General features: G+C 68.6%; 13 protein-coding genes. 7 read left to right on the top strand and 6 right to left on the bottom strand.

The annotated features are described in order from the left end of the window. Positions 1-506: 506 nt before the first annotated feature. Complete coding sequence (locus tag ABZX90_RS16770) at positions 507-1,019, bottom strand: hypothetical protein (protein WP_355205521.1); 513 nt, start codon at positions 1,017-1,019, stop codon at positions 507-509. 544 nt (positions 1,020-1,563) lie between these two features. Here ABZX90_RS16770 and ABZX90_RS16765 point away from each other — a divergent pair. The 4 genes from ABZX90_RS16765 to ABZX90_RS16750 all read left to right on the top strand — a co-directional run bounded on the left by ABZX90_RS16765 (position 1,564) and on the right by ABZX90_RS16750 (position 7,022). After that, complete coding sequence (locus ABZX90_RS16765) at positions 1,564-2,793, top strand: glycosyltransferase family 4 protein (RefSeq protein ID WP_351121245.1); 1,230 nt, start codon at positions 1,564-1,566, stop codon at positions 2,791-2,793. A gap of 397 nt (positions 2,794-3,190) precedes the next feature. Further along, positions 3,191-4,039, top strand: a complete 849-nt coding sequence (locus ABZX90_RS16760) for a calcium-binding protein (RefSeq protein ID WP_355205518.1) — start codon at positions 3,191-3,193, stop codon at positions 4,037-4,039. A gap of 232 nt (positions 4,040-4,271) precedes the next feature. After that, positions 4,272-5,300: an endonuclease/exonuclease/phosphatase family protein gene (locus ABZX90_RS16755; RefSeq protein WP_355205515.1), complete on the top strand. Its 1,029-nt coding sequence runs from the start codon at positions 4,272-4,274 to the stop codon at positions 5,298-5,300. 507 nt (positions 5,301-5,807) lie between these two features. After that, positions 5,808-7,022, top strand: coding sequence for an MFS transporter (locus tag ABZX90_RS16750; RefSeq protein WP_351135170.1), 1,215 nt, complete (start codon positions 5,808-5,810; stop codon positions 7,020-7,022). 89 nt (positions 7,023-7,111) lie between these two features. Here ABZX90_RS16750 and ABZX90_RS16745 read toward each other — a convergent pair whose 3' ends face one another. From ABZX90_RS16745 to ABZX90_RS16735, 3 genes are all read right to left on the bottom strand, one after another. Beyond that, positions 7,112-8,383 (bottom strand): aromatic ring-hydroxylating dioxygenase subunit alpha, encoded by a 1,272-nt coding sequence (locus tag ABZX90_RS16745; RefSeq protein WP_355205511.1) that lies wholly within the window; start codon positions 8,381-8,383, stop codon positions 7,112-7,114. A gap of 323 nt (positions 8,384-8,706) precedes the next feature. Beyond that, positions 8,707-9,744 (bottom strand): alcohol dehydrogenase catalytic domain-containing protein, encoded by a 1,038-nt coding sequence (locus ABZX90_RS16740; protein ID WP_355205509.1) that lies wholly within the window; start codon positions 9,742-9,744, stop codon positions 8,707-8,709. A 66-nt stretch (positions 9,745-9,810) separates the two neighbouring features. Beyond that, positions 9,811-10,182: a DUF2255 family protein gene (locus ABZX90_RS16735; protein ID WP_351135164.1), complete on the bottom strand. Its 372-nt coding sequence runs from the start codon at positions 10,180-10,182 to the stop codon at positions 9,811-9,813. A gap of 330 nt (positions 10,183-10,512) precedes the next feature. Between ABZX90_RS16735 and ABZX90_RS16730 the strand changes: the two genes are divergently transcribed. The 3 genes from ABZX90_RS16730 to ABZX90_RS16720 all read left to right on the top strand — a co-directional run bounded on the left by ABZX90_RS16730 (position 10,513) and on the right by ABZX90_RS16720 (position 11,836). Further along, positions 10,513-10,779 (top strand): TetR/AcrR family transcriptional regulator C-terminal domain-containing protein, encoded by a 267-nt coding sequence (locus tag ABZX90_RS16730; RefSeq protein ID WP_355205506.1) that lies wholly within the window; start codon positions 10,513-10,515, stop codon positions 10,777-10,779. A 53-nt stretch (positions 10,780-10,832) separates the two neighbouring features. Then, positions 10,833-11,000, top strand: a complete 168-nt coding sequence (locus ABZX90_RS16725; protein ID WP_355205503.1) for a TetR/AcrR family transcriptional regulator C-terminal domain-containing protein — start codon at positions 10,833-10,835, stop codon at positions 10,998-11,000. A gap of 155 nt (positions 11,001-11,155) precedes the next feature. Next, positions 11,156-11,836: a hypothetical protein gene (locus ABZX90_RS16720; RefSeq protein WP_351135160.1), complete on the top strand. Its 681-nt coding sequence runs from the start codon at positions 11,156-11,158 to the stop codon at positions 11,834-11,836. A gap of 119 nt (positions 11,837-11,955) precedes the next feature. On the opposite strand, the gene ABZX90_RS16715 is transcribed toward ABZX90_RS16720, so the two are convergent. Continuing rightward, positions 11,956-13,536: a hypothetical protein gene (locus tag ABZX90_RS16715; RefSeq protein ID WP_355205500.1), complete on the bottom strand. Its 1,581-nt coding sequence runs from the start codon at positions 13,534-13,536 to the stop codon at positions 11,956-11,958. A gap of 254 nt (positions 13,537-13,790) precedes the next feature. Beyond that, positions 13,791-13,961, bottom strand: a 171-nt coding sequence (locus ABZX90_RS16710) for a glycoside hydrolase family 19 protein (protein ID WP_355205910.1), incomplete at its 5' end; no start/stop codon positions are given.

Genomic DNA, 13,961 nt, shown 5'->3' with positions numbered 1-13,961 from the left:
CCGAGTGGCGGGCGGTCACCGCGCCTGCCCGCTGCCCGAACGACAATCGCGCCAACGTGAGGCCGTTCAGGGCCTCGCCAATACCGGAGCGGTCGCCGAGGTACCCCGGATCGGCCTGACGCGGCCAGGGCGATGCCCCGCCCGGTCAGTGCGTTGCTGACGGTGGCGAACTCGTGAGGACCGGCCGACACGATGATCCCCTGTGCGTCCACTATCTCGGCGTTTTGGATGCTGAGCAGGTACATGCCTGGGATGTCAGCGGGGGCACGGATCACTCCGCGTTGCTCCTGCCACTGAAGCGTGACGGTCCAGGTGTTGTGCGTTGGGAAAGGCGTCCTGGAAATTGTCCAAGGGGACGAGGCCGGCTGTCTGCGTGCTGGGAAACGTCAAGCTCGACACCCCTCCGATCGAACGGTCGGCGACAACGGCAAGGCCGAGCACCGGGGTTCTGCGTCGCGTCGGAGACCCAGCGCTCCTCTCCTCCCGGCCGCGGCCGCCGGAGCGCCTCATCGCGGTCTGCCGTCCGCGCGCTTCAGTCCCAGCCGCCGGTGCACGGCCTCGGGGTCCGTGCGTCGCGCCGTGGCGTACGCGTCCTCGAAGAACGGAAAGACCACACTGCCACGCCGGGCACGCTCGGCCTGGATGTACGGTTCCAGGACTTCCCACGTCCGCATCAGGCGATAGTGCGTCAGGCTGGTGAGGATCTCGGAGTTGACGATGTCGAAACGCATCATGATCGAGACGGCCTCGAAGACGAACGCCACATTCCAGGCCCGGTACTTGGCCTCGTCCGGCAGAAGATCGATTCCCTCGTCCGGGCTGTGGTGCGAGGCGAGTTCGAACAGGACCCAGCGCTGGTCCCGTTGAAATTCGGGGTCGCGTATGTGCGTCAGCAGCACTTCGGTCGTCATGGCCAGATCGCTGTCGGCACGTGCCCGCCCGATCTGCCGGCTGACCCCCCAGGTGGATGCCGCCAGGGCCATCACCGACATCACGAGCGAGATGATGTTGAACACCATGAGCTGCCTCCCCCTGACAGACCACACGGAATCCGCGTCCCCTGTTGATACCCAGGCGAGCGGACTCTCAGCACCCCGGAGGAGCGCGCCCGGGCGAACTCGGCGACTGCCCTCGCCTTGGTACCTGGGAAACAGGTGAAAGCGACGCCTTGACGGGCTGCCGCTGCCCATTCGACGCGATCATTGCCCGCCCCACCCCGCCCCGACCCGCAACTCGCGTATACGCGTACGCAAGGCCGCGGAAATGCGGGTGAGCAAGTCCTTGGCGCACACGCGTGTGGGGATCGTCACGGCCATGCAGTACATCAGGTCGTCGCCCAGACACTCGGCGACGCCGGAGAGCAGCGGTTTACCGGCCTACTGCCCCTTGGGAAGGACCTCGGCCACCCACTCACTGTGGGACCGCTTTGAAATTCGTCTCCCCGACCGGGCAACCCTCACCTTGGGTGAATCGTCTACAGCTGTGTAAACGATGTTGCGTCCGGGTTGCCCCGCGTCCTACCCGAAGCGCAAATGGTCCAGGACGCGAAAGGAGCCCCGCTGAGTGAAGGTCGTTTTTCTGATCCACAATGTCTACGGCATCGGCGGCACCATCCGCACCACGCTCAATCTCGCCTCGGCCCTCGCGGACCGCCATGAGGTGACGATCGTTTCGATGCTGCGTCACCGCACCACCCCCCGGTTCACCATCGACGAGCGGGTGACCCTGGTGCCGCTGGTCGACCTGCGGAAAGGGGCCGCCGACAAGAACGACCCGCGGATGCATCAGGCCGCCGAGGTATTCCCCGCAGCCGAGAAGCGGCACCATCAGTACAGTCGGCTCACCGACCTGCGGGCCGAGGCGTATCTGCGTACCAGTGACGCCGACGTGATCATCGGCACCCGTCCCGGCGTCAATGTCTACCTGGCGTCCTTCGCACCACGCCACGCGCTGCGCATCGCCCAGGAACATCTCACCCATGACACCCACAGCAAACGGCTGCGCAGCCAACTCGCCCGGCACTACGGCGAACTGGACGCCGTGATCACCACCACCGAGGCGGACGCCACCGCCTACCGAACCAGGATGCGCCTGCCCGGCGTACACATCCAGGCCATTGCCAACAGCGTGCCCGAACCCGATGTGCCGCCCAGCGACGGCAGCGCCAACGTCATCGCCGCGGCCGGACGGCTGGTCCCCGCCAAACGGTTCGACCTGCTCATCGAGGCCTTCGCCAAGGTCGTAGCCGAACGCCCCGAGTGGTCGCTGCGGATCTACGGCACCGGCGCAGACAAGGACCGGCTCAAAGACCTCATCGACGACCGAGGCCTGGCCGGACGGGCGAGGCTCATGGGCCCGACCGCGCGCATCGAGGCCGAGTTCGCCCAGGCATCGATCGTGGCGAGCGCCTCCGACGCGGAGTCGTTCGGCATGACCCTGGTCGAGGCCATGCGTTGCGGAGTCCCCGTGGTGAGCACCGACTGCCCGCTCGGCCCCGCCGAAATCATCCACGACCGTGTCGACGGCCGCCTGGTGCCGGTCGGTGACGCCGATGCGCTCTCCGCAGCCCTGCTCGAGCTCATCGACGACGAACCGGTCCGGCGTCGCATGGGTGACGCCGCGCGAGCCGCCTCCCGTCGCTTCGACCCCGTCCCCATCGCCGGGAGTTACGACGCGCTGTTCACCGACCTCGCCGCGACCCGTCGCTCCCGCGCTTGGCGGCGCGGACCCGGCAGATGGCGCGCCCGCCTCGGTCGTACCGTGCGCCGACTCCGCCCGTCACGCCGCCGCTGAACCCTGGGGAGTCGGCTCTGCCCTGCTCGGCTCGTTGCAGGCAACCGCCACCGTAGAAGAAGGACGCCCCACCCACACCCAGATCGGCATTCCGCCATCTCAGCCTCTCCCTGGAAAGGAGCCGAAGGGAACACTGCATTCCAGTGTCCCGCGGGTTAATGACAGGGAAATCTAGGTGACCTGCGAGAAGTGAGTGAAGTTCCGGTACAACCCCCGCCCCAGGTGCGGTGTCTAAGCGTGTGATCGGAAACAACACCCCGCGCGTAGGTGCGGGCTCACAACTCGATTGCCGATCACGGACCACCGGGACGACGGTGGCAGCGGTTGACGACGAATTCACCGGCGCCTTTCTTCGTCGGGCCTGATCATCACTGATTCCGCGAAGGGTTATTTCTGCATGCGCACGTTAAGGACCATTGGCGCCACAGCCACCGCCACCGCCTCTCTCGCCCTGGCCCTGGGCGGAGGCGTGTTCGCGGCGTCCACCGCCCAGGCCGCCACGGCGAGTTCGGCCTCTCTCGTCCACGCCGACGGCGAGCTCTGGTACAAGGCCGGCGCCGGACAGATCAACAACCTGACGGTCACCGCGAAGGTCGTCGACGTCGACCCCTCCCAGTTCGGTGAGGACTACCTCCTCACCTTCCGCGACAAGTTCGACATCACGATCTCCACGAACGCGTGCACCTACCCGTCGGCGACCGACCACAAGGTCGCCGAGTGCACGGTGGCCATCCCCCTGGGCTCAGACGATTCGGACGACTACGACGTCGACCTCGGTGACGGCAACGACACCGCGACGGTCACCGGCTCCGCGTACACCTCGATCCAAGGCGGCAAGGGCAACGACGCCCTCAAGGGCAGCGCAGCCGCCGTGTTCTACGGGGACGACGGCAACGACCGCCTCGACGGCGGCGGAGGCGTCTGGTCCATGGGCCCGTTCGGCGGCGCGGGCAACGACACGATCACCAACTGCGACGCCGAGTGCCACGGCGGTCCCGGCAACGACAGCCTCACGGGCACCGCCTCGGGGCAGGAGTTCGGCATGTACGGGGACGACGGCAACGACGTCATCCACGGCGGCTCCGGTGCCGACCTCGTCTACGGCGGCAAGGGCGACGACAAGCTGTACGGCGACAGCGGCAACGACAAGATCTACGGCAACAGCGGCAACGACCTGCTGCACGGAGGCACGGGTACGGACACGCTCTCCCGCGGCCCGGGCACCGACAGGGTCTACCAGAACTAGAGCAACCAGAACTCAGGGTCGGCAGGGGCGTGAGGGAACGGAGGTTCCCTCACGCCCCTGCCCGGCATCTCGGACAGTGCCCGGCCGGCCGGCCTCTACCTCGACGCGGATCTTCTGATGGTGACGAAGAACCAATTCATCTGGTGGTTCGTCCTGGGAAGCAAGCTCACGCGGACGGAAAGCCATGGTGAAAAAGGGGGACAGCGGTGTGACGCCGACGGTGGAGACAGGTGTGACGTCGACGGTGGAGGCAGCAGCGCCCTGGTGGGCACGGCGTCGTGCTGGGCAGCGGGATCCGGGCACGGAGGGGGACACGCTCGGTCGGCCGGCCCGGGACAGAGGGCGGGTCCTCGCTCTGCTCGCGGTGCTGACGGCCGGACTGCTGGTGTTCCACCGGGCGGTGCCCAATTCCGTGGGACACCTGGGAAGCCTGCTGGAAGCGTTCCTGCCCTGGCTCGGCCTGGCGGTCGTGCCCCTGTTCGGCTTGGCCCTGCTGCGCCGTTCGGTGATCGCTCTGGTGGCCCTGCTGTTACCGGTGGCGGCCTGGACGTACCTCTTCGGCGCGTTGATCATGCCTGCCGCGAAGCCAGGCACGTACGACAGGCAGCGCCTGGTCGTGGTGCAGCACAACGTCAGTGACGAGAACACCGACCCGGCCGGAACGGCTCGCACCCTGGCCGACGCCGAGCCAGACCTCATCGCGTTGCAGGAGCTGGTGCCCACGGCACTGCCGGTATACAAGAAGACCTTGGCCCGCCAGTACCCGTATCACGCCATTCGGGGCACGGTCGGGCTCTGGTCGAAGCATCCGCTCACCGGGGTCCGGTCGGTGGACATCAAACCCAGTGGAATCGTCGAGGAGTGGAGTCGTGGACTGCGAGCGGAGGTCCGCACACCGCACGGTGTCATCGCCGCGTACGTTGCGCACCTTCCCTCGGTCCGCTTCCGGGCGAGCGGCTTCGCAACTTCGTGGCGGGATGAGAGCGCCCGCCTGCTGGGTGAGGCCATCGCCGCCGAACAGCTCGAATCCGTGATCCTGCTCGGAGACCTCAACGGAACGGTCGACGACCGTGGGCTGGCCCCGCTGACCTCACAGCTGGACGTGGCGGAGGGGAGCTTCGCCTTCACCTTCCCGGCAGCCTTCCCGGTGGGACGAATCGACCAGGTCATGGCGCGCTCGGCAACCGTCAGCCACATGCGTACCCTGCCCGCCACCGGCAGCGACCACTTGCCCGTCAGCGCACAGCTCACGATGGATTGAAGTCCGTCCTGCATACGAGCCGCCATGCCTGGGTGCAGGCTCCGGCTCGGCCACGACCGTTCGGGGAGCTGCGGACCAACATCGCGGAAGTCGGGCCGCCACCCGCCCCGCCAGGCGGCAGCGCCGTCGGTGCACACGGTCAGGGTGCCCGCCATGGACAAAGGAATGACCGCGTCCAGGGGGCTCCAAACCGCTCGTGGTCGCGGCCGTCGATGTCGACGCGGCTGCAGCGGCCGAGGACGGCGCCGTCCCCGCAGCGGCTATCCTTCTCACCGGCCGGGGCCGACCGCCACAGCCTGGGGGACCGGGCCGGCCCGAAGCAGCAGCCACAGGTCGATCTTGGAATGGATGGACCTTCGGCGTTGCTGCTCCTCATGAGCTCCCCCTGTTCCAGGGGTGCTCCGGGCAATGGTGCTCGGCACGACCGGACACGAGAACCGCCAACGCTCTCGATCCCGCCTGCTCCCTCGTCCCCGGCCCGTTGTCTTCGAAAGGTTCTCCCGCACCATGCCCTTGGCTCTGCTGGCCCTGGCGGTCGTCGCGTTCGGTATCGGCACGACCGAGTTCGCCACGATGGGGCTGCTGCCCCAGATCGCCGACGGGATCGGTGTATCCGTGCCGCACGCCGGCAACGTCGTGTCGGCCTACGCGCTCGGTGTCGTAGTCGGCGCGCCGGTGCTGACCGGCATCGGCGCGCGCCTCCCGCACAAGCGGCTGCTACTGCTCCTGACCGGGCTGTTCGTGATCGGCAACGTCGCGTCCGCGTTCGCTCCCGACTTCGGCACGCTCTTCGCCGCGCGCTTCCTGGCAGGTCTGCCTCATGGCGCGCTGTTCGGCGTGGGCGCCGTCGTCGCCTCGCGACTGGTCGCTCCGGAGCGCGCGGCACGCGCCGTCTCGAAGATGTTTCTCGGACTCACCATCGCCAACATCGTCGGAGTTCCGGCCTGTACAGCCCTGGGACAGCAGCTGGGCTGGCGGTCGGCCTACGGGGCGGTCGCCGTCATCGGCCTCGTCGCCCTGGCCGCCCTGGCCGCCTTCGTCCCGCACCAGCCTCGCGGTGAGCAGTCCGGCATCCGCCACGAACTGCGGGCCATGGGCAACAAGCAGGTCGCCATCGGCCTGGCCACGGCCGTCATAGGGTTCGGCGGATTCTTCGCCGTCTACAGCTATCTCGTGCCCATGCTGACGCACGTGACCGGTGTCTCCGGCACTTCGACCACCTGGGTCCTCGCGCTCTACGGCGTCGGCATGACGCTCGGCACCCTGATCGCCGGACCGCTCACGGACCGCGCGCTGCGCCCGACGATGTACTGGGGGCTCGTTCTCCTCGCCGCGGCGCTGGTGACGTTCTACTTCACGGTCCACAGCACCGTGCCCGCCCTGGTGACCATCACGTTCATCGGTGCGATGGGTTCCCTCATCACCACGCCGATCCAGATGCTCCTGATGGCCAAGGCGAAGAACGCCCCGACGATGGCGGCGGCCTCCAACCACTCCGCCTTCAACCTGGCCAACGCCGGTGGTGCCTGGCTCGGCGGCCTGGTCATCTCGGCGGGCTGGGGCTGGGCCTCCCCCAACCTGGTCGGAGCGGCTCTCGCCCTGGCCGGTCTCGGCCTCGCCTTCACGGGAGGTCTCATGGAACGGGGCTACCGACGCTCCGAGGTGATCACGAAAGCGTCGCCCGCAGCCGAACGGGAGCCGCGCGTCCACACGGCGGACTGACCTTCTGGCCGATCCTCGACCTCAGGATCCCGGTCAGCGGTCGTCCGGAGTCGGCAGCGGGGACGCCGCACTTCGGTGGAGCGTCGGTGCTACTCGGACCCGGCGGCACCTTCCGCCACCGCGTCGGCGGACTGCGCAGATCCCGCATGGTCCGTGACACCGGCGCGGTGAGCTGGGGCGGCGAGCCCGCACGGTGCGCAGCCGGACGTCTGGTCCGGGCGCAACGGCACTCCGTTGCTGCGCAGTACGTCGCGGAGGTCGAGGATGAGCGGGAACACCTCGTGGTTGCGGTCCTCGCCCTGTTCGTCCCAGGCGCGCTGCTCGGCCTCGACCGCCGTCCGGTCCTGGGTGAAGACGCGCTCGGTGAAGCGGCGGATGAGCGGCCAGGCGAGGTGGAGTGCCCCGGGAACCGACGGTTTCGCGATCGTGAGCAAGCCGTAGGCGTGGTTGACGCGCTGCTCAGCATCCTCCGGGACGTAGGCGGCCCAGAGCGAGAACACCGGGAGATCGGTGCCCTCAGGGACGTCCCGCAGCGTCTGGTAGGGGTACTCGGTGCGGATGGTGATGACGTCGGGTGTGTCCTGGCCGCCGATGCCCTCCCGGGACAGCAGGCCCGCGCCCCGGTCCTTGCGGCCTCCGGCGGGGACGAAGAGGTAGCGGGCCTCGACGTGCCGAGGGCCGGTCTCGTATCCGAGCAGTTCGGGCCGGATCCTGCCGAGCACACTCCGGTGCAGGAACTGGTGGTTCATGTCGAGCAGGTTCTCGTGCATGAACGAGTAGTGGCACCGCACGGTACGGGAGAACGTCATGGTCCGGTGGGTGGCCGAATGGTATTCGGGCAGGGACGGGAACGGTGCCTCCGCGGCCAGAGCCGGGTCCCCCGGGAACACGAACACCAGGCCGTAGGCCTCGCGCACCGGGTAGGAGCGCACTCCGCGCGGCGGCCGCTCACAACCTTTGGGCAGGTAGGGGATCTGCGAGATGCGGCCGTCGCCCCGGTATGCCCAGGCGTGGTAGCAGCAACGCAGGATCTCGCCCTCCACCACGCCCATGCTCAGTGGTACCTGGCGGTGCGCGCAGCGGTCCTCCAACGCGTGGGCGGTGCCGCTGCGCCCCCGGTACAGCGCGATCCGCTCACCGGCGAAAGAGGTCGCGAACGTCCGGTTGCGCCGCACACTCCGGGAGGTCGCCACCGGATACCAGTGGTCCGGGGAGATACCGATCCGCCGGAGATCCGGGACCGGACCGGGGAGGGCCCTGAGGCGGCCGTCCAGAAGATGCGGCGGATACTCCGCCGGGTCGGCGGTGGCGTGCCGGTCCTGCTGGTCTGCTCCGGCGCGGTCGGCTCGGGCCTCGGTCATGTGCACTGGTCCCTTGCGCTCGGGCGGAAGGTCGTGTCGTGCGGCCGCGGGGGTTTCGCGCGTCAGGTGCACGGTGTCCCGCACGCCCGCGACGCCACCACGGACGGCCGCCGCAGACGCAGGTGATCCGCCCGCCGCCGCGGGGCTCCACCTCTCTACGGTCGCCGGGGGCACCTCGGTCGTCAACCGCGGAGGTGCATTGGTGTCGCAACCCCGGCGCGAGCATCAAGAGGAGCGGCAGCCGCTGGACGACCCCGCACACCGTGGCCGGGGAACAGTCGGCTCGTGCGTGACAGTGGCGGGGTCGCTGGGCTTGCGCGGGGTCACGGGCGTACTACGACCTTGAGGTTGGTGCGCGTGTCCATCATCCGGTAGGCGTCGGCGACCTGGTCGAGGCCGACCTCGGCGTCGAACACCTTGCCGGGTTCGATGCGTCCTTCCAGGACGTCCGGGATGGCCTGCTCGATGTAAGCGCGCACGGGTGCCGGGCCGCCGGTCAGGCCGGCGTTCTTTCCGAACAGCGAGCCGAAGCCGACAGGGGCCTCCTCGTACTGGGGCACGCCGACGCGGGAGATGATCCCGCCGGGGCGCACGATGCCGTACGCCTGTTGATAGGCGGGCATCAGTCCGACAGCCTCCAGGACCACGTGGGAGCCCTCGCCGCCGGTCAGCTCCATCACGTGGGAGATGCCCTCCTCGCCGCGTTCGGCGACCACCTCGGTCGCGCCCCATTCGCGGCCGAGGTCGGTGCGGTCGGTGTGGCGGCCCATGAGGATGATCCGCTCGGCGCCCATGCGCCGGGAGGCCAGCACCGCGGACAGGCCGACGGCGCCGTCGCCGATCACGGTCACGGTCTTCCCGGGCTCGACCCGGCCCATGTGGGCGGCGTGGTGACCGGTGAGGTAGACATCGCTCAGGGCGAGCAGCGACGGCAGGACAGCCGCGTCCACGTCACCGGGGATCTTCACCAGGGTGCCGTCGGCCTGCGGGACCCGGATGGCCTCGGCCTGCGCACCCCCGACGCCACCGACCCCGTACCAGCCCCCGTGCGGACAGGCCGTGTGGAAGCCGTCCCGGCAGATCGGGCAGGTGTTGTCCGAGTACGCGAACGGAGAGACGACGAAGTCGCCCCGCTTCAGACCGGTGACGTCCGCGCCGGTCTCCTCGACGACGCCGAGGAACTCGTGCCCCATCGGCACGCCCTCGTCCGTCTTGTCCATGGAGTGGTACGGGTGCAGATCGGAGCCGCAGACGCAGGCCAGGGTGATCCTGACGATCGCGTCCGTGGGCTCGACGATCCGCGGCTCGGGCACGTTTTCGACCCGGACGTCTCCGGGTCCGTACATGAAGGTGGCTCGCATCGAAGATCTTCCTCTCCCAGCTGTGGAGGGTTCTTGAGCCGGCAGATCGTGTCCGTGGCGGCGGCGTCAGCGCGGCTCCAGGCGGAGGGTGGAGGCGCGGGCCTGGTCGGTCAGGACCTGCGTGACGAGGCTCTTGTAGCGCCTGTACTTCGTCCGATAGGCGGCATCCACGCCCGGGTACTCGCCAGGGTCGGCCACGCGGAAGGTGACGTCCTGCCGGACGCCGCCGGCTTCGACGTGACCCTGGTGGCGGGAGCGCGTGCCTCGGTACCACGGACCGTCGGTCCCCTTGACGGAGCGGACGTAGAGCTCGTCACCGGAGCGGACCACCCACATGGTCACCGGAGCGCGCAGGGTTCCGTCGGCCCGCTCGGACGCGAGATCCAGCTCCTCGCTCGCGGCGATCTTGTCCAAATCCGTGCCGTTCCAGTCCGCCATCATCATTCCTTCCGGGTCTTCCAGATCTTCCGGGTAAATGCGGGACCGATGGCCAGGGCCTTGGGTCACGGCCGCGACGCGGTCCATCAGGCCCACCGTCGCGCGCCTGGGAAGGAGCCGCCAGCGGGACAGCGCGGTACCCAGGGACCGCGGACCGCCGCTGCCGTCGGCCTCGCCCGCCTCCGCACGGAGGGGGTGCGTCAACGCTGTCGCGGAGAACGGGTCGTGTCCGCAGTTTCGCGATTGTGTCGGCGCCGGTTCGGGGCGGCGGCTGGGGCGGCAGCTCGGGTCCGCCCCAGCCCGTGGTGGATCAGGAGGCGCGAGGTCGAGTTGCCCGATCTCGACGCTGCCGACTGGCGCACGGCCGCCGCCGCCCACGCCGTGGGCGTGCACGCGATGCTCGCCCGGCATCCCTGGCTCGTCCAGGCGTTCGGCAGCCACCTCATGCACGGGCCCGCCCAGGCCCGGAACAACGACCTCAGCCTGGCCATCTACGAAACGGCGGGCTTCGCCGCCGCCGACGCGGACCGGGCGGCAGCCGCCGTGTTCGCCTTCGTGCTCGGCAACGCGCTCGGCCCTGCCGCGCAGTCTCGCTGAACCGCCGGCTGAGCAGGAGCGGCGCAGACGCCGAGCAGTTGATGGCCGACGCCATGACACGCTCCACCGAGACCGCCAAGCAATTCCCGCACCTACGGGAACGCCTCGACACCGCGGAGTACGCCGCAGCGCCCGACAACTCCTTCGACTTCGGGCTCCAGGTCCTCCTCGACGGCTTCGAGGCCCGCCTCGCCGCCGACCGCACGGAGTCAGCCCGGTGAGGCAGCCGTCTTCGGCAATGATCCGCCTCGACTGAACGCCGCTTGGCGGCAAGGAGATGGGCCGTTGCGACGAGTGCTCCCCTTCCGAGCCTGTGTCGCTTCCCGGTACGGTTTCAGGCTAGAGATCGTTCGCGGGCAAGGCGGAGGGGCGGGCTGTGGGGGGACCGATCGAAAGCGCTGCTGTTGGTTTCATTGGGCTGATGGGGCTGTGGTTGGGGCACAACTATCGCCGTCAGTTACGCCTTCGGCTGACCGAGTACGTTCTTCACGCGTACGGAAAGCTCTGGGAGATCACGGCAGCGAGTCCTTCCGATCGACGGTCGCTGATGACGGAGGATGATCGACGGCAGTTGGCGATGGCGATGGAGCAGTGGTACTACTCCGAGGGAAACGGAATGCTGCTTCCGGTCAAGACCCGCACGCTCTTCTTCGTGCTGAAAGGCAACTTGACCGCCGGACAGGCTGACATGCGTCCTCCAAGTCTCGTTGACCACATGGGTGCTTTGCCGCCGGCGACGGCCGTTGAGGTTCAGGCTTGTTCATGCAACCGTCAACTGTCCCTTCTGCGCTCGCAGATGAAGACCGACCTCGCCTTCTATGCCGGCGGAAGTCACCTCAAGCGACTGCGTCGCGACGAGAGGGACCTTCTTGAGTCCTGCGGAATCTCGTCGTCCAACCTGTTCGGATTCTTCCGCTGGCTGAAACCGAGCAGGCCCGCTCTCAACCCGTGTGCGTGCGGGAGTTGCCCGGGGGCAGCTGATCGACCCGCGACAAGGGAGCGTCGGATGGCGATGCGACGCAATGAGCCGCAGGTTGAGGGAGAGGCGGGGACCTGAAGGCGGTCCCGCGACAATTCTCGCGGTGACGAGGAGGCGGTGACACCGCAGAACCGCAGAAGTGCGGGAGCTGGAGCTGGAGATACAGAGTCGCCGTGACGCGGCGTGCGGACGTTGGGTCAGTCCTCGTTCGGGTCGCTGGGTTCTGCCCTACGACGGACCGCCCTCGCGCGAAGTCTGAGGGCCAGCGCGCCACCAGCGAGGGCCGTGCCGAGCAGCACCGCCAGCGCCACCATGAGGATGGAGTCACCCTTGCCGCCGTGCTCCACGGTCGCTGCCCCTGTGGCTGCAGCCGACGGCTTCGGGTTCGGCTCGGAGGGTTGGGCCAACGGGCCGCCTGTGGCGCGTACTTCGATGGGCGCCACGTTGTCCGTCTTCTGCGGGTCGTTCACGGGCCGCTTGGGATCCTGGATCGCTTCGAGGAGACCCTTGGCTCCGCGGACGCGCCGGTCGATACGGAACTCGAGGGTCGTCTGCCAGGTGTCGCCCGGCTCCAGGGGGTTCTCGGGGCTGCAGATGTAGGCACGTCCTCTGGGCCCGAAGCACTCCCACGCCCACTCCAACTCGTTGTCGGGATCCGGCGGCGGAGTGGGCTCCACCACGCTCAGGCCCTCGGGCACGGTGATGCGCAGTTGTGTGCCCGACATACGGCCAGGTCCGGCGTTGTGCAGGCTGAACGTGGCCTTGGTGCTGCTGCCCGTCGTGCCTTCGATCGCGTCCGCGCTCACCTGCAGGTCGGCGGTCTGCGAGGTGTGGAGCAGGACCTCGCCGCGACGGTACCTGTCGGGGAAGGCGTCAGCCGCGGTGTCGACGGTGCGCACCCTCAGTTCGGGGCCCGTGCCCTGCCGCAGGGCCGGATCGGTGCCGGTGGCGCCCGGGTACTCCTCGACGTTTCCGGTCATTCCCTGGAGGTACGGCATGTAGCTGAAGCTGCCGTTCACCATCGTTTCCGGCACGTCGACGGAGACGGGCTCGACGAGCTCGTACGCCTGGCCCGGCTCGAGTTGCTGGTCGAACCAACAGTCCGCGAAAGTTCTGAACTGGATCCCGTACCGGCAATTGCTGTACTGCGCCGGGAAGATGACGCGTGAGCTGGTGAACCTTATGCCGAAGCCCTGAGCCGGGAACCTGCCCGCGTTGCGCACCTGCGGCTTGAAGCCGAAGGACGCGCCGGGCGCGTCTCCCTTGCGGGGCTTCTCCGCACGGGCGCGCAGCTCGGGGCCTTCGACCCACACATCGGTCTCGAAGGTGGCGTCCGCGGCGCCGGGGGCACTGAAGGTATAGCGGATCGTGCCATGGCTGCCGCGGCTCACGCCGTGCACGGCTTCGATGTAGATCGCGTCCGGGTAGTTGTCCTTGCCGCGCGTGAGGGTGCCCAGCCTGCAGGTGACGACGCCGGTCGCGCCGAATGGGTGGTCTCCGCACTCGCGCCGGGTGCGGAGTCTGGCGATGCCCTCCAGGTCCGACGCGTCGACCGTGAGGGTCACGTCGGCCTGCGTCGCGCGGCCCCCGCCCGGATGCGGTGCCAGCCAGACGCGGACGCCGCCGGTGGGGCTGATGCCCCGTTTGGTCAGATAGGCCGTGTCCGGCACGCTCAACTCGACGGCCGGCTGCGCCGCTGCTCGGGCCGGGACCGTCGGCGCGAGCAGGGTGCCGAGCAGAACAGCCAGGGCCGCGCCCAGGCGGCGTATGCGGTACACCTGTTGATCTTCTCATGGCCATGGAAACCATGTGTGACGTTCACTCGGTCACGAGACGCAGGCCCCATGTGTGGTGTCGCCTTCGGCAGAAGAAATGCGTGTCGGCGTTCTTCTGCCGAAGGGCGTGACGGCGTCCGTTCACGCACCGGATCGTGTCGCCCGAGCCGCCGAGCACCACAACGAGCCGAGCGCCTCTGGTGGTGACGGGGAGAGGCTGCCCGGCGTGACGCCGAACCGCGTCGTCACCGGTCCGTTCAGCAGTAGAGGTTGGCGCCGGGTGTGACGCCGAGGATCGATGTGAAGCGCTGGTAGGCGTCCACGCGGCTTTGTACCTGTGCGGGGTTCCTGCCGTCGCACTCCAGCGAGCCGTTGATGCTGCGGATGGTCTGTCCGAATCCGGCGATGTTGACCATCGCGTTGTGCGG

Origin of the sequence: Streptomyces sp. NPDC002935 (genome assembly GCF_040611295.1) — a bacterium.
In the GTDB taxonomy this organism is placed as follows: Bacteria; Actinomycetota; Actinomycetes; order Streptomycetales; family Streptomycetaceae; genus Streptomyces.
This window is presented reverse-complemented; position numbering and strand designations above follow the sequence as displayed.